The sequence below is a fragment of the Kitasatospora sp. A2-31 genome (assembly GCF_022288725.1).
Taxonomy (GTDB): Bacteria; Actinomycetota; Actinomycetes; order Streptomycetales; family Streptomycetaceae; genus Kitasatospora.
Genome location: NZ_JAKNTA010000020.1, coordinates 89,745 through 111,476, shown reverse-complemented (window position 1 = coordinate 111,476; position 21,732 = coordinate 89,745). Strand labels below are relative to the sequence as shown.

Annotated in this window: 31 protein-coding genes; 4 read left to right on the top strand and 27 right to left on the bottom strand. The window is 71.6% G+C overall.

Going from position 1 to position 21,732, the window contains the following annotated elements:
• Positions 1–818: 818 nt before the first annotated feature.
• Positions 819–1,760, top strand: a complete 942-nt coding sequence (locus MCM47_RS35555) for a hypothetical protein (RefSeq protein ID WP_238949592.1) — start codon at positions 819–821, stop codon at positions 1,758–1,760.
• Here MCM47_RS35555 and MCM47_RS35550 read toward each other — a convergent pair.
• Positions 1,744–2,064 (bottom strand): hypothetical protein, encoded by a 321-nt coding sequence (locus tag MCM47_RS35550; RefSeq protein ID WP_238949590.1) that lies wholly within the window; start codon positions 2,062–2,064, stop codon positions 1,744–1,746. The genes MCM47_RS35555 and MCM47_RS35550 overlap by 17 nt on opposite strands.
• Before the next feature lie 52 nt (positions 2,065–2,116).
• On the opposite strand from MCM47_RS35550, the gene MCM47_RS35545 reads away from it, so the two are divergent.
• Positions 2,117–2,365: a helix-turn-helix domain-containing protein gene (locus MCM47_RS35545; protein WP_238949588.1), complete on the top strand. Its 249-nt coding sequence runs from the start codon at positions 2,117–2,119 to the stop codon at positions 2,363–2,365.
• Positions 2,366–2,561: 196 nt separating this feature from the next.
• On the opposite strand, the gene MCM47_RS35540 is transcribed toward MCM47_RS35545, so the two are convergent.
• Genes MCM47_RS35540 through MCM47_RS35530 form a run of 3 tightly spaced genes read right to left on the bottom strand, consistent with a single transcriptional unit; the run spans position 2,562 to position 3,450 of the window.
• Positions 2,562–3,017, bottom strand: a complete 456-nt coding sequence (locus MCM47_RS35540; protein ID WP_238949587.1) for a hypothetical protein — start codon at positions 3,015–3,017, stop codon at positions 2,562–2,564.
• Positions 3,014–3,229, bottom strand: a complete 216-nt coding sequence (locus MCM47_RS35535) for a hypothetical protein (RefSeq protein ID WP_238949586.1) — start codon at positions 3,227–3,229, stop codon at positions 3,014–3,016. The genes MCM47_RS35540 and MCM47_RS35535 overlap by 4 nt, the downstream gene beginning before the upstream one ends.
• Positions 3,226–3,450 (bottom strand): hypothetical protein, encoded by a 225-nt coding sequence (locus MCM47_RS35530; protein WP_238949585.1) that lies wholly within the window; start codon positions 3,448–3,450, stop codon positions 3,226–3,228. Before MCM47_RS35530 ends, MCM47_RS35535 begins: the two co-directional genes overlap by 4 nt.
• A 109-nt stretch (positions 3,451–3,559) precedes the next feature.
• On the opposite strand from MCM47_RS35530, the gene MCM47_RS35525 reads away from it, so the two are divergent.
• Entirely contained in the window at positions 3,560–4,321 is a 762-nt protein-coding gene (locus MCM47_RS35525) for a GntR family transcriptional regulator (RefSeq protein WP_238951146.1), read from the top strand.
• A 34-nt stretch (positions 4,322–4,355) separates the two neighbouring features.
• The gene (locus tag MCM47_RS35520; protein WP_238951145.1) at positions 4,356–4,619 is read left to right on the top strand and encodes a hypothetical protein; all 264 of its coding nucleotides are present in this window, start codon (positions 4,356–4,358) and stop codon (positions 4,617–4,619) included.
• A gap of 57 nt (positions 4,620–4,676) precedes the next feature.
• On the opposite strand, the gene MCM47_RS35515 is transcribed toward MCM47_RS35520, so the two are convergent.
• The 23 genes from MCM47_RS35515 to MCM47_RS35405 form a co-directional block, all read right to left on the bottom strand.
• Positions 4,677–4,943 (bottom strand): hypothetical protein, encoded by a 267-nt coding sequence (locus tag MCM47_RS35515; RefSeq protein WP_238951144.1) that lies wholly within the window; start codon positions 4,941–4,943, stop codon positions 4,677–4,679.
• Positions 4,940–5,161, bottom strand: a complete 222-nt coding sequence (locus MCM47_RS35510; protein WP_374209264.1) for a hypothetical protein — start codon at positions 5,159–5,161, stop codon at positions 4,940–4,942. The genes MCM47_RS35515 and MCM47_RS35510 overlap by 4 nt, the downstream gene beginning before the upstream one ends.
• A 35-nt stretch (positions 5,162–5,196) precedes the next feature.
• Positions 5,197–6,036 carry a peptidoglycan recognition family protein gene (locus MCM47_RS35505; protein WP_238951142.1) on the bottom strand — a complete coding sequence of 280 codons (840 nt, stop codon included), beginning with the start codon at positions 6,034–6,036 and terminating at the stop codon, positions 5,197–5,199.
• Positions 6,037–6,089: 53 nt separating this feature from the next.
• On the bottom strand, positions 6,090–6,470 hold the full coding sequence (locus MCM47_RS35500) for a hypothetical protein (protein WP_238951141.1): 381 nt from the start codon (positions 6,468–6,470) through the stop codon (positions 6,090–6,092).
• Between the two features lie 9 nt (positions 6,471–6,479).
• Positions 6,480–6,941 carry a hypothetical protein gene (locus MCM47_RS35495; protein ID WP_238951140.1) on the bottom strand — a complete coding sequence of 154 codons (462 nt, stop codon included), beginning with the start codon at positions 6,939–6,941 and terminating at the stop codon, positions 6,480–6,482.
• The gene (locus MCM47_RS35490; protein WP_238951139.1) at positions 6,938–8,014 is read right to left on the bottom strand and encodes a siphovirus ReqiPepy6 Gp37-like family protein; all 1,077 of its coding nucleotides are present in this window, start codon (positions 8,012–8,014) and stop codon (positions 6,938–6,940) included. Before MCM47_RS35490 ends, MCM47_RS35495 begins: the two co-directional genes overlap by 4 nt.
• On the bottom strand, positions 8,014–9,069 hold the full coding sequence (locus MCM47_RS35485; protein WP_238951138.1) for a hypothetical protein: 1,056 nt from the start codon (positions 9,067–9,069) through the stop codon (positions 8,014–8,016). The genes MCM47_RS35490 and MCM47_RS35485 overlap by 1 nt, the downstream gene beginning before the upstream one ends.
• Before the next feature lie 9 nt (positions 9,070–9,078).
• On the bottom strand, positions 9,079–9,951 hold the full coding sequence (locus MCM47_RS35480) for a phage tail domain-containing protein (protein WP_238951137.1): 873 nt from the start codon (positions 9,949–9,951) through the stop codon (positions 9,079–9,081).
• Between the two features lie 13 nt (positions 9,952–9,964).
• On the bottom strand, positions 9,965–13,360 hold the full coding sequence (locus MCM47_RS35475) for a phage tail tape measure protein (protein WP_238951136.1): 3,396 nt from the start codon (positions 13,358–13,360) through the stop codon (positions 9,965–9,967).
• A complete protein-coding gene (locus MCM47_RS35470; RefSeq protein ID WP_238951135.1) occupies positions 13,353–13,649 on the bottom strand; it encodes a hypothetical protein in 297 nt (98 codons plus the stop codon). Before MCM47_RS35470 ends, MCM47_RS35475 begins: the two co-directional genes overlap by 8 nt.
• A 20-nt stretch (positions 13,650–13,669) precedes the next feature.
• Complete coding sequence (locus MCM47_RS35465) at positions 13,670–14,200, bottom strand: hypothetical protein (protein ID WP_238951134.1); 531 nt, start codon at positions 14,198–14,200, stop codon at positions 13,670–13,672.
• Entirely contained in the window at positions 14,200–14,679 is a 480-nt protein-coding gene (locus MCM47_RS35460) for a hypothetical protein (RefSeq protein ID WP_238951133.1), read from the bottom strand. The genes MCM47_RS35465 and MCM47_RS35460 overlap by 1 nt, the downstream gene beginning before the upstream one ends.
• 63 nt (positions 14,680–14,742) lie before the next feature.
• Positions 14,743–15,072, bottom strand: a complete 330-nt coding sequence (locus MCM47_RS35455; RefSeq protein ID WP_238951132.1) for a hypothetical protein — start codon at positions 15,070–15,072, stop codon at positions 14,743–14,745.
• A gap of 13 nt (positions 15,073–15,085) precedes the next feature.
• Positions 15,086–15,493: a hypothetical protein gene (locus MCM47_RS35450; protein ID WP_238951131.1), complete on the bottom strand. Its 408-nt coding sequence runs from the start codon at positions 15,491–15,493 to the stop codon at positions 15,086–15,088.
• Positions 15,490–15,870 (bottom strand): hypothetical protein, encoded by a 381-nt coding sequence (locus MCM47_RS35445; protein ID WP_238951130.1) that lies wholly within the window; start codon positions 15,868–15,870, stop codon positions 15,490–15,492. Before MCM47_RS35445 ends, MCM47_RS35450 begins: the two co-directional genes overlap by 4 nt.
• Positions 15,867–16,274 carry a DUF6093 family protein gene (locus tag MCM47_RS35440; RefSeq protein WP_238951129.1) on the bottom strand — a complete coding sequence of 136 codons (408 nt, stop codon included), beginning with the start codon at positions 16,272–16,274 and terminating at the stop codon, positions 15,867–15,869. Before MCM47_RS35440 ends, MCM47_RS35445 begins: the two co-directional genes overlap by 4 nt.
• Positions 16,271–16,834, bottom strand: coding sequence for a hypothetical protein (locus MCM47_RS35435; protein ID WP_238951128.1), 564 nt, complete (start codon positions 16,832–16,834; stop codon positions 16,271–16,273). The genes MCM47_RS35440 and MCM47_RS35435 overlap by 4 nt, the downstream gene beginning before the upstream one ends.
• Positions 16,835–16,843: 9 nt before the next feature.
• Entirely contained in the window at positions 16,844–17,140 is a 297-nt protein-coding gene (locus MCM47_RS35430; protein WP_238951127.1) for a hypothetical protein, read from the bottom strand.
• Entirely contained in the window at positions 17,140–17,517 is a 378-nt protein-coding gene (locus MCM47_RS35425) for a hypothetical protein (RefSeq protein ID WP_238951126.1), read from the bottom strand. Before MCM47_RS35425 ends, MCM47_RS35430 begins: the two co-directional genes overlap by 1 nt.
• Before the next feature lie 15 nt (positions 17,518–17,532).
• Positions 17,533–18,393, bottom strand: coding sequence for a P22 phage major capsid protein family protein (locus MCM47_RS35420; protein ID WP_238951125.1), 861 nt, complete (start codon positions 18,391–18,393; stop codon positions 17,533–17,535).
• An 18-nt stretch (positions 18,394–18,411) separates the two neighbouring features.
• Entirely contained in the window at positions 18,412–19,164 is a 753-nt protein-coding gene (locus MCM47_RS35415; protein WP_238951124.1) for a hypothetical protein, read from the bottom strand.
• Between the two features lie 45 nt (positions 19,165–19,209).
• Entirely contained in the window at positions 19,210–20,238 is a 1,029-nt protein-coding gene (locus MCM47_RS35410) for a hypothetical protein (protein WP_238951123.1), read from the bottom strand.
• A gap of 3 nt (positions 20,239–20,241) precedes the next feature.
• Positions 20,242–21,723, bottom strand: a complete 1,482-nt coding sequence (locus MCM47_RS35405) for a phage portal protein (protein ID WP_238951122.1) — start codon at positions 21,721–21,723, stop codon at positions 20,242–20,244.
• Positions 21,724–21,732: the final 9 nt, after the last annotated feature.

Below are 21,732 nucleotides of genomic sequence, written 5' to 3'. Positions count from 1 at the left end.
TGGTGGGGGCGGGGGCGGCGGTAAAGGGGGACATGAACCGCCAGTTCAAGAAGGTGGACTTCGTCGAGGAGCCCGAGGTCAGCAACGGAACCGTTGGAGAGGCGTCGTCGGGGCACTGAACAGGGCGAACGGGCTCCCCATGTTTCCCCATGAATCCCCGAGGCTCCCCGGACAAAGCCTCCCTGCACACTCCCTGCGGCACGGCTCCTCCCTGAGGACTCCCTGGGTTCTCCCTGCCTCTGGGCGCACGAGCCGCCCCGCACCCCTCCACTTGGGGGGTACGGGGCGGCGTCGAGGGGCGGGTAGGATCCGGATGCCTCCCAGCAATGAGGGTTCCTACCGCAGCCCCTTGAATTCCCGCCCCTCAGCGCCCGATGCAAGCGGGCACTGCGGGGCGGGAGCACGTGGAGCGGCGCGAGCCGCTAGCCCCAGACCGAGTCCGCGAGGGTCGCGGTCGGTGCCGGGGTCGGGTGGGGCGCAGGCTCGACCGGGACGGCACCCCAGACAGAGTCGGCGGCCGGAACGACGGGCCCCGAGGGCGGAGTCGCGGTGATGGCGATTGCGGCGCCCGCGAGGGCGAGGCCGGCGGTGAGGATCCCTGCCGTGCGACGGACAGCGTGCATCGTTCACCCCTTCCGGTGAGCGGAGGGGGCCGTTCCCCCTCTGGGATCCAGCATGTAGACCGTTCAAATTCGGATCAACCCTGCTCGCGATATCCTGCGAACGTTGCACAATTAGGCAATCGGGATCTAGGGCGAATCGGGGCAATCGGGATGAAGGCTGATGCGTCATCAGGTCGATTCTTTCCTGTTCGTGCAGTGCGCGATCTGTACCTCGGCATCCTGTCCGGCAAGCACACAGATCCGGCGCCCTGCCCGGAGCTCGATCAGCTCGTCGCGACCCACCTCGTCGCCCCCGACACGGGCCGGCCGGGAAACTACGTTGCGCTCGACCCGCTGTCGGCACTGCGTGACCGACGCACCGAACTCCTGCGCGCGGCCGGCGACCTGATCGCCGAGGCTCAGATACTTCCTGTCCAGGTCTCTGCGCTGGCCGCGGCATACCAGGCCGCACACTCCGGAGGCAGCAGCCACCAGCGCGGCGGCGTCGAGATCCTGACCGGCAAAGCGGCCATCAACGAGCGGCTGGAAGGGCTGATCAACACCTGTGAGCGTGAGCTCCTGACAGCCCAGCAGACCGGCCCGCGGCCCGCGGACCTGCTGGCCGTCAGCTATCAGCGAGACCTTGGCGTCCTCCGCCGCCGGGCCGCGATGCGCACCATCTACTTGCCCAGCGTCCGAACCCACGCGCCGACCGCCCGCTGGGCCCAGACCATGACCGAGCAGGGCGCACAGGTCAGGACGGGAAAGGCCTTCGGCCGGGCGATCGTCATCGATCGCCAGGTCGCCTTCGTGGCGGTCCTCGACCCCTGGACCGGCGAGGAGATCAGTAAGGAGCAGGCGGCTGTAGTCACTGATCCCGCGATGGTCGCCGCCGTCGCCGCAGGGTTCGAACGTGACTGGGCCCGAGCGGAACCGTGGGATGGGACGACGGAGGCCGCGCTACTGCCGGTACACCTGGGCATCCTGAGGTGCCTCGCGCGCGGCCTTGACCAGGACGACGCGGCAGCCGAGCTGAACATCTCACGACGAACTGTCAACAACCGACTGGCCGAGTTGCGGCGGATCGCAGGCGCCGCCACCGTGGCACAGCTCCTGTACTGGTGGGCACGTCGCGAGGCAGCTACCGCCGACGTGTGATCGTCGCAGTGTAGTGTCTGCCGTCCGCGTAGAAGCGGAGCTCGAACGCGGACTCGGCGCCCATGTAGTCCAGAACGCGCTGCTCTCCGCCCTCGCCAGCGATCATCCAGAGGTACGCGTTCGCGCGGTCGGGCCGTATCGGAGCTGCCTGCAGTACCGCGGCGAGGGAGGCGATCGCGTCGCCTAGGCGCTCGTGCTGCTCGGGCTCGATCAGGTCGGGGATGGCGAGGGTGTACAGGGTGTGCTCCCGGTCTGTCCCCCCGGGCTGCGGTAGGGCGATCCTATCGAACAGGTAATCGATCAAGTGATGACCTTGGTATGCAGACTTTTGATCAAGGCCGCGCCAGCGTCAAGGGGTGCCGACCCCACCCCAACGACAGCCCGACCCTCACCAGCTGCACGAACGTCGCGCGGTCGGCGACCGGATCCGCTTCTTACGCCGCCAGCGCGGCGTCAGTCAGGAGCGGCTCGCCGCGCTGATCAACCGCGACCGGCAGTCCATCTCCAACTGGGAGCTCGGCCACACGCCGCCCAGCCTGGATGACCTCGTCGCAGCCGCCCGCGCGCTCGGCGTCCCGACCTGGCGTCTCCTCCGGGATGAGTAGACCCGGGTCGGCGCGAGGCAGTACGCCGGCCCGGGTCGGCCTGGTCAGCAGCGGAGAGGGCTCGCGGCCCTGGCGTCATCCAGCTGCTCGGGCGCGGGCACGTAGCCGTTGTATGGCACCAGGTACCCGCACATCGGACACTGCCAGTACCTGCCGTTCACGTACATCGCGCAGCCGCAGCCCCTGGGGCATGCCACTACTGATCACCTCCCTCCCCCTCCAAGTTGGCCAGCCGGAGGATCCTTCGGCCGAGTCGGGCGGCCTCGGCGGCGGGAATCGCAACCGCGGCCTGATCGAGCTGCACCACGATCAGGCCCATCGGCGCGCGGCGCGCGTGGACGAGCTCACCGTTCGTTCCGCGGAACGTCTCGACCGCGGCGCCCGATTGCGGGTCGTCGGCCGTCGGCAAGTGGTTCATGAGTTCCCTTTCTGCAGCCCCCGTGCATCCGCTTTTGAGTTCAACGAGGCTATCGACGCCGAGGGGTGGGTGAGGGGCTGATCGGGGGTCCGGGTCGCAGTGCTCGACGATCGCCGTGTGGGGCGTCTGGTCCCGAACCCATCGGCCGCGGACCCACGCAGTGCAGTACTCGCACATGCCCAGCTCGATCGGCCTGTCGTCTGCCTCGGCGGGCTCCCCATCGGGAACGCTCACTGGTCCGCCCCTGGCAGATTGCGGGCGCACGAGCACCCGGGGTGTCCGCAGAGGCAGACGAGCACGCGGGCGCCGGCCTCGTCCCACAGCCCGCCCGGACACCCATGGTGAGCGTCCAACTGGCACTCGGCGCTGACGTAGCGGCCAGCGCGCGACGTGTCCAGCGTGATGAGGATGTAGGGCGGCGTCTCCGGCCGCTGGGCAACGGTCATTGCGGCTCCTCCAGTTCCGCCCACAGCGCCACCGTGCCGGTGGCGTTGAGCGATCCCCAGGCGTGGCACGGCGTCACGATGTCGAGCACGTCGGCCCAGCGCTCTATGGCGCCGGGGCCGACCGGCACGATGAGCCGGACGATCCCGGGGCGGGGGTGGGTGACGCACACCGGGGCGCCCGCCGCCTGGGCCAGGGCGGCCCGGACCGTCCTCGCACGCATGCCGATCTGCACCGATCCCCCTGTATGTATCGGGCTCAGGTCTATGCATACAGTAGAGCCAGAGCCCATAGTCTGTCACCCAGCGCGCACGCACAGTAGGAGGACACGCATGTCAGACGGCGACGACGTCTCCCCCTACCTGCGAATCGCCGACGGCCTCCGCACCCGGATCGCCGCCGGAGAGTTCCAGCCCGGGGACCGCCTCCCCTCGCTCGCCGACCTCCGACGCGAGCACGGCTACTCGACCGCCGTCGGCCAGTCGGCCTACCGCGTCCTCGAACAGGACGGACTCGTCGTCGCGAGGCAGGGACGCGGGTACTTCGTCCGCAGCCCCGAGCCGCCGCCCGTCCTGGTCCGCCGTCAGCGCGTCGCGCCCGGCGAGGGATCGCCCACGGAGGCCACGTTGGCCCGGCAGGGCGTGGCCGGCACCTGGCGGCACGAGTCCCAGCCGCGGGCCGCCGACGACCGGATCGCGGCGCGGCTGGAGATCCGACCCGGCGACCCTGTCATGCACACCAGCTACGTGTACCTCGCCGACGGCGAACCGACCCAGCTCGCCGAGAGCTGGGAGCCGATGGCCGTCACGGGCGGCAGCCTGGTCGTCCTGCCGGAGGCTGGCCCGCACGCGGGTATTGGCGTCGCCGACCGCATGGCGCTCCTCGGCATCGAGGTCGGGGTGCCGGTCGAGCGGGTGTCCGCGCGAGCCGCCACCCGGGCGGAGGCCCAGGCACTCGGCGTGACGCCCGCGGTCCCGGTCATGGCGATCGAGCGTACCTACTACGACCAGGCCACCGGGCGGCCGGTGGAGACCGCGGACATCGTGCTCGGGCCCCGGTGGGTCGCCGAGTACGGACGCCGCCCGCGCCCCTGACGGAGCTGCCGGGCCGGCCTCGTACGATGGCCGCATGCCCAAGTCGCTGCCCTTGCCCGATGATCTGCTGCCCCTCCACGTCGCCGTCGTCGAGGCTGACCGGGCGATGATCGCCGCCAGCCAGCAGGGCGGCAACGTCGATGCGGCGCGCAACGCTTACGTGGCCGCAGCGCTGGCCTTGCGGGCGCATCCGATCTGGGAGGAAGCGCGGGCGGCCCAGGCGCACGCGCAGACCTGGCAGGCGTCGGTGGACGCCGCGAAGGCCGCCCTCGACAGCGGGCCGGTCGCCGCGGCCTGAGCCCGGACGCGACGAAGCGCCCCCGCCCGGCCGGAGCCGGTGCGGGGGCGCGGTGCGTCAGCGGGAGACGAGCGGGACGACGGCGACGCCGAGCGCGGCCAGGCCGGTCAGAGCGCCGAGCGTTGGCAGCGGCCACCGGCCGGCTTCCAGCCGCCGGAGACGGGACTCGTGGTCGCCGAGTCTGGAGTCGACGTCCCGATCGGCGGTGGTCAGCGCGTCCAACTTCGCCTCCAGCCGGATCAGGCCATCGCCCACCCGTCGAACCTCCTCGTACATCTGGCTGGTCGTGATCACGATCCCCGCGTCCGGGGCCGGGCTGGTCACTCGCGGGTCCAGGTCGGCGGAGCGAGCGGGTCCGGCTGGGCGGACGCCTTCCGCAGCCAGGACGGCAGCCAGCTGTCGACCAGCGGCAGAGCCATCACGCGGGTGACGGCCCCAGCCACGGCCAGGATGGTGCCGAGCCCAGGCAGGGTGCTCGGCAGGCCCGCGGTCTCGACGAGTAGCGGCAGGCCGGCGGCGATGGCGAGGACGAGCGCGAACACAGTGCGGACTGTGCGGCGTCGAGCGTCGGACATGATCAGGCCCCCTTCGGGATGAGGTTGAACTGCATCCCGCCGGCGAGGGCGTCCCGTACGGCGCCCTCGGCGGACGCCTTGAGGGTGCTGCCGACCTTGTAGTCCAGGACCGCGCCCATGCTGGACTGGCTGCACTGGTGGTACCAGTCGATCAGCCACCGAAGGTTCTCGTCGGCGCCGGCCGGAGGCTCGCCGGCGTTCGCCTGAGCGAGCAGGTACACGACGCGCTGGGCCACGCGATCGACGTCAGCATTGGTCAGGGGCATGTCGTCCTCCATGGGAGTGGGCGCCGGGGTCGGCGCGGGGGTGGTCTGGCCGTTGACGGCCGCGATGATTCCGGGCAGCACCACGGTGCGGAACTGCTGCACCCTGGCGTCGCCGGGGCACGCGGTGCCGCCGTCCGACCAGTCCGGGAACAGCCGGTGGTACCCGAAGCCGGGGTCGTCCGCGCTGCGGCAGACCCGCAGCGGGATCCCGTGCTGCCGGTGCAGCCACGCACCGAGCTGAATCAGCGCGGCGAGCTGGGCGTCGGTCCACGGGTCGGTGTGTTGGTCGTTGCTGGCCGTCTCGATGCTGACCGCCCCGGTGCCGTCCGGCCGCCGGTTGGCGCGGAAGTTGGCGTCGGCCCGGGTCTGGGTGCCGATGAACTGGCCCACGGCGCCGTCGTAGCCGACGCCGAAGTGGCAGTCCAGGTTCGTGGAGTCCCGCCAGTATTCGTAGATTCGCCGGGGCGTCCACGGCGCCGCGATGCTGTGGAAGATCACCTGCGTCGGCACGATTGCTGGCTGCGTGTCTGACTCGGGCTGGAGCTCCATCTTCTCGGCTCCGGGGTACCAGGCCATCGGGCCTCCAGGGTGAGAGGGCCCCGGCCGGCCGGCGCGGGGCGGGGAACGGATCAGGTGAGGGGGACGTCCGCGGCCGTGGAGGTGACGCCGAAGCTGCCGTAGTGGCGCAGGGCGACGGTGCAGCCGGCGGCGGCGAGCGGGCGGGCGATGTCGGCGGCGGTTCGGATCCCGCCGGTGTACTGGCCGGTGCGGTACGGCCAGCCGGGCACGTCGTCCTCGCTGGTGATCGCGTAGACGATGTACTCGCCGGGGTCGATGGCGATCCGGGCTACGGCCATGAGCCACAGCTCGCCGTACACGGCGGGCTGGCCGACCTGCGGCGGGGCGAGCTGACCGCATCGGCCGGCGAGGTACTCGGCGGCCGCCAGCTCGTCGAGCCGCGTGGTGAGCTGCTGTGGGGTGAGGGCGACGAGGGTTGAGACCGTGCGCACCGGCGGCTCCTACATCAAGTTGCGGATCAGCTGGGTTTGGGCGTGGACGGTGCCGGAGCCTGATGTGCGCTGGGCGTCGACGGTGAGCCGGTAGACGGCGCCGACGGCGATGGTGGACGGCAGGTCGCCGGTGTAGTCGTACGGCGTCCCGGCCGCGACGACCGGCCCCCACTGGGCGCCGTTCACGGTGACGCGGATGTTGCCGGCGCCGCCGCCCGAGGTCGCGGTGATCAGGACGAGCCGGAGCTGAGTCGACCAGCGCACATTGCTGCAGGCCGCGATGGTGGTCCAGGAACTGAGCGTGGTTTGCGGCCAGCGGGTCGGATCGGCGTCCAGCGGCGGCAGCAGCGCGTCCGCGGCGGACAGGTCGGGCCGGACGGCGCGGAGCTCGCGGAGCTGCCGTTCCAGGTCGGCGAGCTGCCGCCCAAGGCCGGACGGTCCGCCGGGCAGCTGGTCCTGGCGGGTGGTCACTCGTCCTCCAGCAGGATCGGCGCCACCCGGTCCGCGGAGGGGTCGAGCGTCCAGGCGTACGCCCGGGCGGTGGTGGCGATGCCCGCGGGGTGGCGGGGCGACGAGTCGATGGTGATGGACACGGTGTCGCCCAGGTCCCAGCTGGTGCCGAGCCGCGGGGCGGCCGAGGCGACCGCTTCGACGGACCAGGCCCGCGTGCCGGTGCCCATGAGGGCGAGCGCCTCGGTGGCGTGCTGGTCCAGCTGGGCGGTGTCGGTGATGCCCTGGGCCGGCGTCCAGCGGTGTTCCCACAGCGCCCAGCCCGAGGCGAGCAGGCTGTCAGCGGTGTGCACGCCGGATGTGGCGCGGACGTTGTTGGCCTGGTCGCCGCGCGCGACGACGCGGGTGGCGCCCTTCCCCCGCTCGTAGCTCTCGGAGAGGGAGTACGAGGCGATGCAGCCGGGCATGTCGAACGAGGCGTCGCCTGAGGTGCTGCCGAGGGCCGACCGGATCCGCAGGTAGAGCTGGAAGCGAGTCTGGGCGGCGTCCGCCCACACGGTGTCGATCGTCCACTCGGGCCCGCCGGCGAGCGCGCTGATCTCCTGCAGCGCCGAGAGGATGGTGCGGTCGTCGGCGTCCGCCATGGTGTAGTCGATCGTCGCGCCGCTGACGGCCGCGTCGACGGTGAGTGGCAGGCCGCTGGTGAGGGCCGGGGCGGCGAGCGCGGCCATGACGGTGGACGCGTCGGTGGCGGTCGCGGTGTAGTCGCCCGGGTAGCGCCGGTCCAGGTACGCCTCGGGCGTCGCCGCCTGGAGGCGCACCGTCGGGCCGGAGCCGCCCTCACGCCGCAGCACGATGCCAGACCACAGCGGCTGTCCGGTCAGGGTGTCGACCGCGACCAGCATCGTCCGGCCGGGATCGACGGCGGCCTCCCAGCCGGCGGGCGCCCCAGCGAGCGCCAGCGACATGCTGCCGCTGGTCGGCGCCCCGATCCGCAGGCTGATCGGCTGGTCGAGCCGTAGGGACGGCAGCTCCTCGGCGATCGCGCCGGTCCGCAGATCGGCGCCGTACCAGGTCAGTTCCAGCGCGGGCATCAGGGGGCCTCGTACTCGACGGACCAGCTGATCTTCGCGCCGGTGACCATCGCGGTCGGGTTGATGGCGGAGATGTTGTCGAACGAGGTGGAGCTGAACGACGTCTTGGCGATCAGCGTGGCCTTGCCGCCGTCGGCCGGGTTGCAGCTCACGAGGCCGACGTAGTTGTTGCCACCGCTGATGTAGTTGCACGGTCCGAGGCGGGTGAACCCGATGCCGGTGCCTGTGGCCTGCAGCGTCGGCATGCTGAGGAACCAGAGGTTGGTGCCGCCGTTGGTGGTGCTGCCGATGGTCATCTCGCCGTGCCAGTAGACGGTGTTCCCGAAGCGGTGCCAGCGGCTGTAGATGGTGCCGTTGCCGATGGAGGCTCCGCCGCCAAGCGCGGTGAACGTCGGTGTGAAGGAAGACCAGTCGCCCTGGGCGTACCAGGCCGTTCCGTTCCAGTACTCGGGCATGTTGCGCGCGAGGTTGTAGCGGGCCTGGCCGGTGTAGGTGCCGGGCGCGGCGATGTCGACGGTGCTGGAGACGGGCAGGATCCCGCCCGGCGCGACGGTGACCTGGCGGATCGCCGTGGACACGGTCGCCGCGCCGGTTCCACCGCCACCGGTCGACGGGACGTTGATCGTGGCCAGCGGGATGTAGATCTCGGTGGCGCCCGGCGTCGGGACAGCGGGGCTGCCGCTCGGCGTGCCGGTCAGCAGCACCGTGTCCGCCTTGCGAAGGCCGGAGCTGTCGACGGCGGTGTCCCAGACGCGCAGATAGACGAGGTCGATCCGCGCGAACGAAGCGTTCGCGGCGGCGAGAGTGCCCGGCGACGTGGCGGCGAGCTGGGCCCGGTAGACGCCCTGGCCGGCGCGGGTCAACGTCGCGGTCCCGGCGGTGACGTTGACGGTGGTCCCGGCCAACGACACGGCGAATCCGGCGTCACCCGGCCGAACGCCGGCCCGGGAGCCGAGGGCCGTGCCGTCGGCCATGACCAGCGCCGAGTCCATCTTGCGGAGCTCGGTCTCGTCATAGCTGAGCGAGGGCTCCCAGAGCGGATCAGTGGCAACCACAGGGGCTCCTCACAGCCAGGCGGACCGGCAGGTGCCGGTCAGCAGTGCGGACGGGTCGTATGACGGGCAGGTCCAGCTGAGAGCCAGCGAGGACTGCGGGGGGATCTCCGGCCAGGTGCCGGACAGGTAGCGGCGTCGGGACACCGAGCCGTTGAGGGTGACCGTGCGGGCCAGCGAGTCGATGACGAGGACGTCGCCGGCGGCCAGGCTGTCGCTGTAGGTCTGCTGGGTCGTGGCGCCGGACGGTCGAGCGGCGACGATCGTGAAGCCGCCGGCACACGGACCCGTGACGGTCAGGACTGGCCGGGTGGCGATCGTCCCCTGGTTGGTCAGGCTGATCGTGCCTGAGGCCGTCGTCGCGGTGATCATGATCGGCAGCGTGATCGGCAGGGTGAGGCCGCCCGTGACGCTGGGCAGGGCGGCGGACTGGGACTGCAGGGTGGTGCTGTACCGCCGGGGGTCCGCCGCGGTGAGCATCACGCTGTACCGGGCGACCCGGTCCGTCTCGTAGTCGCACAGCACGTCGCCCGAGCGTCGGACCGTAGCCTGCTTGGGGACGGACTCGCCGACAACCAGGGTGGTGTCGGTAAGCGCGGCCGCCGCGTAGAGCTGCTCGGCGGCAGCGTCGAGCGTCGCCAGGTCGGGCGCGGTGATGGTGCCGGCTAGGGTGATGACGCGCGCGCCCAGGTAGGTCGGGCCCGCCCAGGCTCCGTGGTCGGCCTCCCGGTCGCTGTACTGCGTGCGGACAGGAGCGCCCGACCAGCCGCGCAGACCGTCCCGGCTGACGGTCCAGGCGACCCCGGCCGCATCCACCACGCCCAGCTGCAAGCTGCCGAGTGTGACGGTGCGGCCGAGGACCTGCCCCGGGGTGTAGCCAGCCACCAGCCACCCCCTCTCAGGTGATGAACTCCAGCCGACGCGCCAGGTCGGCGAGTTGCTCGTCGCTGGACTGGCGGGCGCCGTACAGGTGGATGGTCGTGGCGCGACTGTGGTCGTAGCTCGCGCCCCCGGCAGGACCGGCGATCTGCCGGGCCGGAATCAGCTCGCTGGCAACCGGGCGGGCCGGGATCAGCTGCTGGCCGAAGATCCCGGCGACCTCGCCGAGCAGTCCCATGCTCCGGCGGCGCTTGGCCGGGTCGAGAGGGATGTAGGCCTCCGGGCCCGCCTCAGCCCACAGGATCGGCCGGGTGGCGATGCCGGCCTGGCGGGTCGACAGACCTTCGGCTGCCGCCCGGATACCGCCGTTGGCGTACCGGATGACGCTGCCGTCAGCCTGCTCGGACGGCAGGTCGCCAGCGCGGTGCAGGCCGGCCGCGTACTGGAGGCTCACCGTTACCGTGCGGCCACGGATGCCGTTGATCGCCTGCTGGATCTGGTTCGCCCCGCTGAAGGCGTCGTTCGTCGGTACGGTGACTTTGACCCGGCCGTCGGGCAGCCGCTCGACCGCGTAGCCGATCGTCTTTAGGTCCTGGATGGCGTCGTCGGTCGGGGCCCGGACCGTGATGCTCTTGCCAGGCGGGACGGCGGCGAGCTTCTCGCGTAGGTCTTCCAGGTCGTGGAGGGTTGCCTGAGCACCCGGATCCGTGATCTTCGTTTCCTTGGTGGGCGGCAGCTGGGCGTAGGCGGAGGTCAGCTGCTCGATCTGCTCAGCCGTGAACCCTGCCTGCCGCATGGTCGCCCTGAGGGCCTCCACGTCCCGCCCGAACGCGACCGTGCCAGCCTCGACCGAGCCAGTTTGCTCGGCCACCGCCTTGGCGTGCGCTATCGCGGCATCAGCGGCGCTCAGCACTGCGGTCTTGACCGCGCGGCCCTTCTCGGTGGTGATGTCGAGCTCGTGGCCGTTTTCCTTCACCGTGTCGCGGAGAGTCTGAAGATCGCCCTGGAAGGAGATCGCCGACGAGGCGACGCTGATGTTGACGCCGTTCAGGCTGCTCAGGGCAAACGTCAACTGCTCCGCAGCCGTTTTGGCCTTCGTCAGGTCGCTGGCGGCGCCCTCGGCCGCGTCCCCAAGGGTCTTGGTGCCGACGGCCGCCTTGCCGGTGGCCTCGCCTTCGAGCTTGACCGCCTCCGTGGCATCGGCGACGGCCTGCTTGGTCGTGTCGATGGCGCTGTCGACCTTCACGACGTTGTTCTTGAAGTCTTCCAGACGCATGCCGCCTTTGCCCAGGGTGGCGGCGTACGCCTGCATCTGGTCGTGAACGGCCTTGATAGCAGTGGTGTTGCCGAGGGCCGCCGCAGTGAGATCCCGCAGATTCACGCCGAGGGCCTTCGCCGCGGCCATCGCGCCGGACTTCTGCAACTCGTTGACGGCGTAGGCCTGGGTGTTCTGGCCGATGATGCCGCTGTCCTGCTTGACCGCGGCGGTCAGCCCCTCGACGTCGACCTTCGCCGTCTTGTGACTGCCACTGAAAAGCATCATCGCGGCGACGGCACCACCGATAGCGATGCCCCACGGCCCGAGCAGGGTGCTGGTGGTGAACGAGGCGGCGGCGGCGAGCCGGGGCATGGTGACAGCGAGCTCGACCATTGCCGTGCGGAACGCGGCGATCTTCGGCAGGGCGAGGACGAACCCGCCGATGGCCACCGCGATGACACCGCTGATGCCAGCCACCGCGGTGACGGTGGTTTTCACCGGCCCCGGGAGGCTGCTGTAGGCATCGACAGCGCTGGTGACCCACTTCACCATGTCCCGCAGTACAGCGTTTGCGCTGCTGCCCGATTCGATCAGCGCGGTCTCCAGGGACCCCTTCAGCCGCTCCAGGTCGCCGACCAGGTTGTCGGTCTGCTGGGCGGCCGTCCGAGTCGCGTACCCCTCGTCGTTGACGGCGCCGATCCAGCCACGGACCTGCTGCTCACCGGCCTTGTAGAGGATGCTCGCGGACCGGACGGCATCGGCGCCGAAGATGACGCCCATGGCTGCGTTGCGGGCCTCCGGCGTGAGATCGCCGAAGGCCTTGGCCATGCGGCGGGCCAACTCCTCGATGCCGACGAACTTTCCCTGCGCGTCGTAGGCGCTGAAGCCGAGCTGTTGCATCATCCGGGAGGACTCGGCCGACTGCGGCGTCAGGCGCTGCAGCATCACCTTCAGCGAGGTGCCGGCGTCGCTGCCGGTGAGGGCGTTCTGCGCGAACAAGGCCAGGGTGCCGACGGTGTCTTCCAGGGTGAGCCCGGTCTGCTGAGCGACCAAGGCGGACATCTTGAAGGCGAACCCCATGTCGTGGACGTTCGTGGCGCTCTTGCCTGCGCCGGCTGAGATGACGTCCGCGATGTGCCCGACCTGGGCGCCGCGCAAGTTGAAGGCGTTCATCGCCTGGGCCGCGATCACCGCGCTCTCGCCCAGCGACAGCTGTCCGGACGCCGCCAGGTCGAGGGCGCCGCGTAGGGCGCCACCGACGATGTCGGCTGTCGAGACGCCGGCGCGCGCGAGTTCGACCTCAGCGTCCGCCGCCTCCCGCGCGGAGAACACGGTTGCCTTCCCGGCCTCCAGCGCCGTCTTGCGGAGCGCTTCCAGTTCCTTGCCGGTCGCGCCGGACGCGGCGGCCACCGTCGACATGGACTGCTCGAACCTGGCGGAGGCGACGACCGCGGCGGCGAACACCGCGAGCAGCGCCACGCCGGTAGTACGCAAGGCTTTCCACGCGGCTTCCGAACGCTCCGCCGAGGCGACCATCGCCGCCGACGCGGCGACGGCCTGGGCTCGCATCGAGGCGCCCCATTCGGTGACCGCTGTCCGGGCCCGGCCCAGCATCGTGGCCTGCGCTGCGGCGGCCTCTGCCGTGACGACGCCAGCCCCGGCGGCAGCCTGGGCAAGCGCGATCCGGGAAGCAGCCGACAACCGCTCGGTGCCCGCGGTCGCCGCGGAGGTGGCCGAGGTCGCGGCGGCTGAGGCCTGCACGATCGCGGCGGTCGAGCGGCCGGCCGCGGCACCAATCTCCGTGACCGACCGGGTCGCAGCCGTGGACGCGGCCCGGAACGCCGGCGGAATGTCCGCCGCCGCCATCGGGATCCGCTCGGTCGCGACGGCGGCCTGCGTCGAGGCCTCCGCCGTGGCCCGGCCCGCCGCAACCGCAGCCCGGGCGGCCCGCTCGAACGCCGCCTGCTGTGCCGCCGCGGCCCGAGACGCCGCCGCCGCCTGCTCGGTCGCTGCCTCGCCGAACGCGGCACCGATCCGGGCGCCAGCCTGCTGAGCGCTGGTGCCGACCTGGCGGAAGTCCTGCTGAGCCGCGGTCGACCCGCGGCGCACGCCGGCGCTGTCCAGGTTGAGCCGGACATTCACGGTACGGTCAGCCACGGCGACCCTCCCTCCGTGTTACGCGCACCTGCGCTCCTCGCGTGTCGCCGCCGGCGTCGCGCCAGCCGTCCAGGTGTCGCGCGGCGGTTGCGCAGGCATGGCAGCGGACGATCTCCGCGCGCCACGACTCCTCCAGGTCGCCATCGAGCGTGTCGGCGAGGGGATGACCGCACGAGCAGGTCTCGGCCTCGACCTGGAGCAGCGCGAGCGCCCAGGCGCGGTCCTCGTCGGTCCACAGCACCTCACCGGGGCCGGGGACCGGCCGGCCGAGGAAGACGCTGCGCGGCACGCCCCAGGCGCGAGCAGCCTCTACCTCTCGCCGGTGCTGTGGCGATGCGCGGAGGCGGCCAGCGAGAAAGGGACGCTGACCGCCTCGTTGTTCACCTGCCAGGCCGCGAGCTCCAGCTCGTCACGCTGGCCCTGGTTGAGGACCTCGGCCAGCTGCTCGTACTCCTCCGGGGTCATCGCCGGCTCGACCAGGCAGGCCGGGACGAGCGCGGCGGGCAGGGTCGTCGGGTTGTAGAGCTCCTGGGCGTGCCGGCCGGGGTGCAGCGCCAGCAGGTCCGACCACGCCTTGGCGGGCAGGGCGCGGAGGACGAAGTCCTGCGCGGAGTCGCGGATCCGGTCCTGGAGGCCGGCGATCTCCTGGGCGATCGCGCGGCGCGGGTCCGAGTCGGCCAGAGACTCGGGCTGCCAGTCCGCCAGATCAGCGAACTGGGCCTCCAGCTGAGCGATGCGGCCGGCGGCCTCGCCGTCGAGGTAGAGGGTGACAGTCGCTGTACGCGGCTTCACCTTGGCGAGGATGTCGGCCGCGGTCGGCGTCTTGCGCTGAGCCGTCATCAGGCCACCGTCACGTAGGTGTTGGGCTCCGTGGTGACCTTCATCGGGCTCATGAACTTGCCGACCTCGTTCGCGGCCGGCGGGATGTTGGCCGGCTCGCCGCAGGCCATGTAGTAGACCTCGACCTGCTGACCGGACGCCCACGCGGTCGAGTAGGCCAGGTTGCGGCGCACGACGAGATAGCCGTGCACGCCGTAGCGCAGGGTCGAGTACGGCAGATCCTCGGCCGGGGTGGTGCCGCGCTTGAACGTCAGCTCGGTGTCGTAGGAGACGCGGCCGACCTCCTTCGTGTCGAACTTGGACGCCAGGCTCGACGTATCCACGTCAGCGGTCTTCGGATCCAACTTCAGGCCGTCGGGGGTGATGCGCGGGGTGAGGTCGATTCCGCCGTTGAGCTCGCTCACGGTCGGAGCGGCGGGGTTGGCGATGGACGCGACCCAGGCCACCCGGGTCGTGCCGTCGACGATCGTGTCAGACACAGTGCCCTCCTCGGGCATGCGAAAGGCCCCGGCCGGAGGGCGGGGCCTGGGAGTGGGCTGGGGTCAGATGCGGAAGGCGCCGACGGTCACCGTGGTGACGCCGGAGTAGGAGATCGAGGCGAGGCCGTCGGTGACACCGGCGAACAGGTCGGCGGTGATGGGGCCGATCATGCGCTCGCCGGAGGCCGGGACCGACACCGTCGGGGAGGTGACGGTCTGGCCGCGGACCGAGCCGGTCGCGGCCAACGTGACCGTGATCGGGCTGCCGCCGCCGTTCTTCACGTGCAGAAACGTGCGTTCGCCGCAGGCGACCTTGTCGCCGCCGCCGGACGCGCTCGAGTAGGCGGGGTTGAGGCCGGCGATGGCGACGGCCTGGACGGGCAGGGTGGCCATGGGGCCCTCCAGATCATGCGGGGATGGACCGGAGCCGAAATTGCACCGGCAGGTAGAACAGGGGCGGGGTGACGTCGTCGTCGCGCTGCAGGGGCGGCCCGCCGAGCTCCTCGGCGCGCCAGGTCGCCCGGCCGGCCACGGCCACCGGCGCTGCGAGGGCGGCCCGGACGCGGTCGGCGGTGCCGAGCGCACCCTCCGGGGTGGTGGCCACGCAGGTGACCTGCAGCAACAGGTCCAGGGTGGTCCGGTCGTCGGCCAGGCTGGACGGCGACGCGGAGCCTGGCCCCGGGTAGAGCACGGCGAAGGTCTTCGGCAGCGGTGCCGGGCCGGCCGGGGCTCCGCCGAGGTAGACCGTCAGCTGCGCTGCAGCCAAGGCGCCCCGGACCGCTTCGAGGTGTGGCAGGACGGCGGGAGAGGTCACAGCAGGCCCTCCCCGAGCGCTTCGACCGCGGCGATGAAGCGGGGCTCCTCCGCGGTCAGGGCGCGTCCGCCGTCGTTGTGCGGCGGGTTGTGGACTGACCCGTACTCGAGGATCGCGCCGAACGGGCCCTGTGTGCCGCCCTTGTCCGGGCCGATCACCGCGGTGATGCCGGCCGGGGTGGACAGCAGGTCGTAGCCGATGGTGGCCGGGTAGTGCGGCGCGTACCGGCCGCTACTGGCCCGGGCGTTCTCGGCCCAGCCCCGCTTGATGTTCAGCGCGCCCCGGGAGACGACCTGCCGGGCCCGCCGATCGAGATCGGCGCCCGCCCGCGCGAGGTCGGCCACCAGAGCCTCCAGACCGCTGATGTCTGCGCTCATGACCGGTCCTCCGCTGCGATCCGCCACGCGGTGGCAGTGGCGGACTCGCCGACGCTGGTCACCCACAGGGCCAGGCTGGCCAGCCGCGGGTCCAGCGACGCCGTCACCTCGACCCGGTCGCCGGGCACTACGCGGTCGCCGCCGAGCGGCATTGACGACCATGGCAGCGCGACCTCGTACCGGCGGAGCACCACCTGCCGCTGACCCGCCTGCTCCTCGATCTCCTCGGCCCGGAACGGCCGCACCCTGGCTGGGCCGGAGTACAGCGTGCGGGCGTCGGGCTGCGTGGTCGACCCGGTCGTCGGGTTGTAGACATCGGTGCCGGGCCGAACGAGCCGGACCGTGTCGACCATGAGCTGTTCGTGCGCGGCCCGGCCGGCCGCAAGCAGGGGCGCGAGGTTCATCGACGGCCCCCCGTCATCCACGCCTGCGGGGTGCCGAGGGCATCGGCGAGGGCGTCGCGCTCGCCCGGCAGCAGATCACCGGCCGCGGCGATCGCTTCGGTCGCAAATGTCCTGCTGTAGTCGTCGATCTGCTCGGACCGCAGCAGGCCGTCCGCACCGGCCGGAGCAGCACCAAAGCGGGCGGCCACGCTGCAAGTCAGCTCCACGACGCCGTCCGGGACGACGGTGTAGCCGTGGGTGTACACGACCTCAACCTGCCCGGTGCCACAGGGAACGGTGAGCTGGTCGCCGTCCCAGCACCACCAGGACAGGGCCGAGGTGGTGCCGTCGCAGGCGACCGCGACGACCGACGCCACGGCGGTGACCGGCGGACCGGGCAGCGTCACGACGCCGTCGTGCTCGGCGAGGCGAACGGTCGACGTGCTAGCCGTGATGGGCTGCCCGGCAGCCCGGCGGATCCTGGCCGAGGCGCGCGCGAGGAGCGCATCGGCGTCGGCAGCCGGAAGGGTGTAGCCGTAGGCGGTGGCGTCGGCGCTGGTGGCGAGAGGGGGCAGGCTCATGCTCGCCTCCTACTCGGCGCCGTAGGCCTCGATCAGATCGCCCTTGGTCATGCCGTCGGCCTCGTCGGGGTCGGCACCGTTGGCCACAGCCCAGCCGACCCAGGTCGCCTTCGGGTCGGTCTTCGCCGGCGGCTTGTCGGGCAGGGACGGGACGCCCTCGGTCGGCGCCTCGACGTAGGGGCTGCCGTCCTCGTTGACCCGCGTCAGCTGGCCCTTGACGAGACGCTCGGCGATCGGCTCCGGGAGCGGCAGGTCCATCGCGATGACCATGCCGCCCTCGCCGCGGACGTGGATGGTGTCGGGCATCAGGTGTTCCTCGGGACCTTAAGGGCGGTGATGGTGCCGGGGACGACGGCGGCGGCGACGTCGACGAGCATGCTGCCGTCGTTCTGGAGGAACCGACCGGATTCGAACGGGCCGATCCAGGAGATGGTGTTGGCGGTCACGTTGACGACGAGGTCGCCCTGGCCGGCCGCGAGCGCGGGCGGCGTCTGGCCGGCCTTGACGGTGATGTTGCCGCCGGTGGCGCCGACCGCCACGCGCAGCACGGTGAGCTCCGGCACGGCCTTGGCGATGGTGTGGCCGTTGCCGGTGCCCGGGTTGAGGGCCACGGCGGTCAGCGAGGAGTCGGCGACCGAGCCGTTGGGGACGAAGTTGCTGTAGGCGACAGCGGTGCGTGCCATGGGTCAGGTCTCCGATCAGGCCGGGTCGATGTAGGCGATGGCGAGGCCGTCGGGGCGGATCAGCTTCGCGCCGTACAGGGCCAGGCCCTTGATGGCGTCCGAGAACCCGGCCTCGGGCCGGTAGGCCTCGGTCTTGCTGATCTGCTCGACGAAGGTGATCGCCGCGGAGGTACCGGCCATGATGACCTGCGTGTCGCCTGAGGGGACCGGGGTGTTGTTCGACTCGAAGATGTCGAATCCGGCGGCTCGGCCGACGAAGCCGTTGCGGAGCGCGTCGGTGGTGCCGGACTCGTTGGCCTTGATGAAGCGGGGGTCCAGAAGGAGGCTGGCCATCATCTCGGGGGAGGCGACCACCCAGCGACCAACGGTCGGCACGTTGGCCTTCGCCAGCTTCGTGCGGAGCGGGACGAGCACCTTGTCGTAGGCGTCGGTCGGCGTGGTGAAGGTGTTGACCGGGGCGCCGGTGGAGCCGATGGTGTTCGCCGCGACGACGCCGGTGTACAGGCCGGCGATGTACTGGTCGGCCTGGTCGGCGAGCTTGTAGGCGGCGCGGCTCATCGCCTCGGTCATCACGTCGCCCTTGGCCTGCCGCTTGTCGACGTCGTCGACCTTGAAGGCGAAGTACTTGGACTGGTCGACGACCAGGGTGCGCTGGGCGTCGGTCAGCTCCTCCGGCGTGATGGTGGTGCTGTTCGGCACGTAGGTGCCGATCGTCGGGTCGGAGATGCTGGTGATGCGGACGGTGTCGCCAGCCTCGGAGACGTCGCCCTCGTAGTCGCGGTTGAGCATGCCGGGCCCGCCATAGACGAGCGCCTTGCGCCAGGTGACCAGGAGCTTGGCGCTCCAGATCTCCGGCTTGAATCGGGTGATGGCCACTGCTGTGGGTCCTCTCGGTCAGGAGCCCAGGTAGTCGCGCAGCTGACCCTTGCGGTGAGCCTCGTCGATCTGCTCGGGCGTCATTCGCTTGACGTCGTTCTCGGTGAGCTGCCGGGGGCCGGTTGACGCCTTGCGCGCCCCACCGTCGCCGGTGCCCTCGAACCGGGGCCGGGACCCCGCGGCCGTTGCGGCCAAGTACGGCTTGCGCTTGAGCAGGTCCTCAAGCGCGTCGGTGATCGCCTCGGTGTCGATGGCGTCACCGTCGATGAAGTCCTCGACGCGGGCGCTGAGGTAGGCCCGGGCGTCCTCCGGGTCGGCCAGGACCCGGGCGGCCTTGGCCTCCAGGCGGTCCAAGGCCCGCTCGCGCAGGGCCTCGGCGCGGGCCTCCGCCCGGACCTGCGTGCGGATGCTGTCCGCATCGTCGCCGCCCTCGGTGGGCTTGGTCGCCTTGAGCTGGTCGCGCTCAGACTCAGCCGCCTTGCGCCGGTCGCGTTCCTCGCGCCACTTCGCCTTCATGGCGTCCAGGGCACGCTTGCCGGCGTCGCCGAGGTTGTCGGCGCCGTCCGGGTCGGCGTCGTCGTCCTCGCCGTCCGAGCCGCTGCCGTCGCCGTCGGTCTCGTCGCCGGTCTCCTCGGTGTCGTCCTCATCGTCGGGGGCGCCGCCGAGGATGGGCCAGATCGGCTTGGGGCCGTCCTCGCCCGGGCGCGGCTTACGCCAGCCGACGGCGGCCAGGCCCGTTCGGGCGTGGCGGGGCAGGGTGTTGTCGTGCATCGGGGCTCCTGTTGCAGGAGTCGGGGTCGCCGTTGCGGCGGCCGGTCAGTAGAGGTAGCCGAACCGGTGGAGCAGGCGGATCGCCTCGGTGCGGTCGGTGCCGGCGAGCTTGTAGATCGCCTCGGGGGTGAGGCGCCGGACGTGGCGGGCGCCTCGGCCGCGGGCCTTGTCCTTGTCGAGGTTGCGCAGCCGCTGGGCGGCCATGCCCCGGCGGGTGGAGCTGTCGGTCGTGATGGTGAGCTGCTGGCCGAGCATCCCGGTGCGGACCACGCTGCCGCGGTGGGTGACGTCGTCGCGCACCCAGCTGCCGGTGGTCGTGATGCCGCGCCGCGCGTTGACCACGCTGGTGATGTCGGCGCCGTCGCGGATCGCCCGGGCGCCGGCCACGGTGAAGGCGCGGTTCTGTGCGGCCGGGCTGAGCGAGTTGAAGTAGTCGCGCGCGTCGAGCGTCCGGCCGCGGAAGTTGGTGCGGTTGCCGATCGGGACGTGCGTGCAGTGGCAGTGGGGGTGCCGCTGGAAGCCGCGGTTGAAGCCGTACTCCTTGCCGGCGAGGACCGCGCAGCGGCCGCAGGCGCCGCCGGAGATCATCCGGACGTAGCCGCGGACGGCCCGGTTCGCGGTGACGCCGACCCCGTCGGCGGAGCGGCCGGCGTCGGCTACCTCGGTGTCCACGAGCATCCGGAGCTTGCGCTCGCCGATGGCGAGCGCCTCGGCGAGGCTCGCCCCGTCGGCGATGGCTTCCTTGGTGTCGATGACGGGGAGGTAGAGCAGGCTGGCGAGGTCGCGCCCGTCCGAGGCGAACCCGGCGAACGACGCGGCGGCGATCGTTCCGGCCGGCTCGGGCTGGACGCCCTGCAACCTGGTCGCCCGGTCTGTGTAGGCCTGCGCGGTAGCGGCGGCCGCCGTCTGGCCGGCCGACACCACCGCGAGCAGGCGGGGCGAGTTCATGGCCCAAGACGCACTCAGGTCCCGGGGGTCGAGCTGCCGCCACTCGCGAACCGCGCCGAGGACTGCCGCAGCAGCGGTGCGGCGCCGGGCGACAAGGTGCCGCTCGGCGAGCTCCATCACGTCCACGGCTCACCCCGCAGGGACAGGCTCGTCGGCCGGGCCGGTCGGTGCCGGCTCGGGCCGGACGCCCTGGGCCTGCTGGGCGCTGTTCATCAGGGCCGCCACCGGGTCGAGGTCGGCCTCCCGCTCGCGCATGGCGATCAGGTCGGCCACCTCGGTCGGGGTGAGCCCGTACCGCAGGGCCAGGTACTCGAACGGGAATCCGATCGTTTTGAGCTTCAGCAGGGCGTCAACGAGCTGGGACATGTTGCGGGACTCGGCGTCGGCCCACATGACCGTGCCGCCGGCCAGCGCGCGGGCCTTCGCCTCGTCGCCCTGGGCCAGCGCGATGAGCTGGAACACCTCGCGCAGGGCCTGCCCGTACCAAAGCTGCTTCTGCTCAACTTTCTTCACCTGGCCGGTCTCCGCAGCGATGAGCGCGTCGCCACTGAGGTTTGCCATCTTGCCGACGAGGTAGTGCTGCGGGGTGCGGGTCTGGGCGGCGATGTGCCCGACAGCGACCTCGATCACCTTGGTGTAGGCCTCCAGGTTCGCGGCCGGCCAGGAGCCGATGCTCGCCTTGTCCGAGCTGAGCCACAGCACGCGATCGACGGCGAACTTCTCCAACGGCACCGGCCTCGTGCCGATGACCTGCCCGTTGGCGTCGAGGATCGGCGTCTTGGGCGGCTCGGCGCCGAGGACGACGCGCTGCGGGAAGCTGGCGAAGTCGGAGGCGGTGAACAGCTGGCTCCACAGGAGATTGACCGCGTCCTGCATTGCGATCACGCCGGACACGTCGGAGATCGGATCGTCGGCCAGCAGCGGCCGGTTCGGCAGCTCCACCATCGGCACCATGCCCATGGGGTTCGGCTGCGGGTTCGGCTCAGGACCGGTGTCCCGGGGCGCCCACGAACGCTCCATCTCCTCGGCCTGGGCAAGGTTGGCCGACTTGCGCGGCTCGGCGCCGTGCGGCCGCTCCAGCTTCCAAACCTCGTCCCGCAGGTACAGCGTGGCGTACTCGCAGTTGCCGTCCTGCCATGTCTTCAGCGCGGCCCGGCGGCGCCGGCGGCTGCCAGGCTCGTACTGGACGATCGCCTGCCGGGCGTCCTCGAAGGTGACAACCGGGGTGTCCGGGTCGGACGGGTCGCCCCACACCAGGCAGAACGCCCGTGCGCCGAGGCCGGCGCCGAGGAAGCCGAGCTGGCTGTCTGCATCGAGCCCGTTTCGCTGCCAGACGCCCCACAGCTCCGCGTCGGCGGTGATCTCGCCGGCCGCCTTCACGCCGGTGACGGCCAGGCGCTCGACCGGGGACTCGGCCACCACGGACACCCAGTTGTCGCTGAAGCCGCGGTAGGTCTTCTCGAAGTAGCTCCGGTACTGGTCGGAGGCGAAGCGCAGCGGCACCTTGCCCTTGAAGTAGTCCGTCGCCGTGCGCACGGCGCCCGAGCGGGACTGCAGCTCGGACATCAGCACGTCGGCCAGGCTTCCGGCCTGCTCCAGCGTCAGCCCCATCGGGCACCC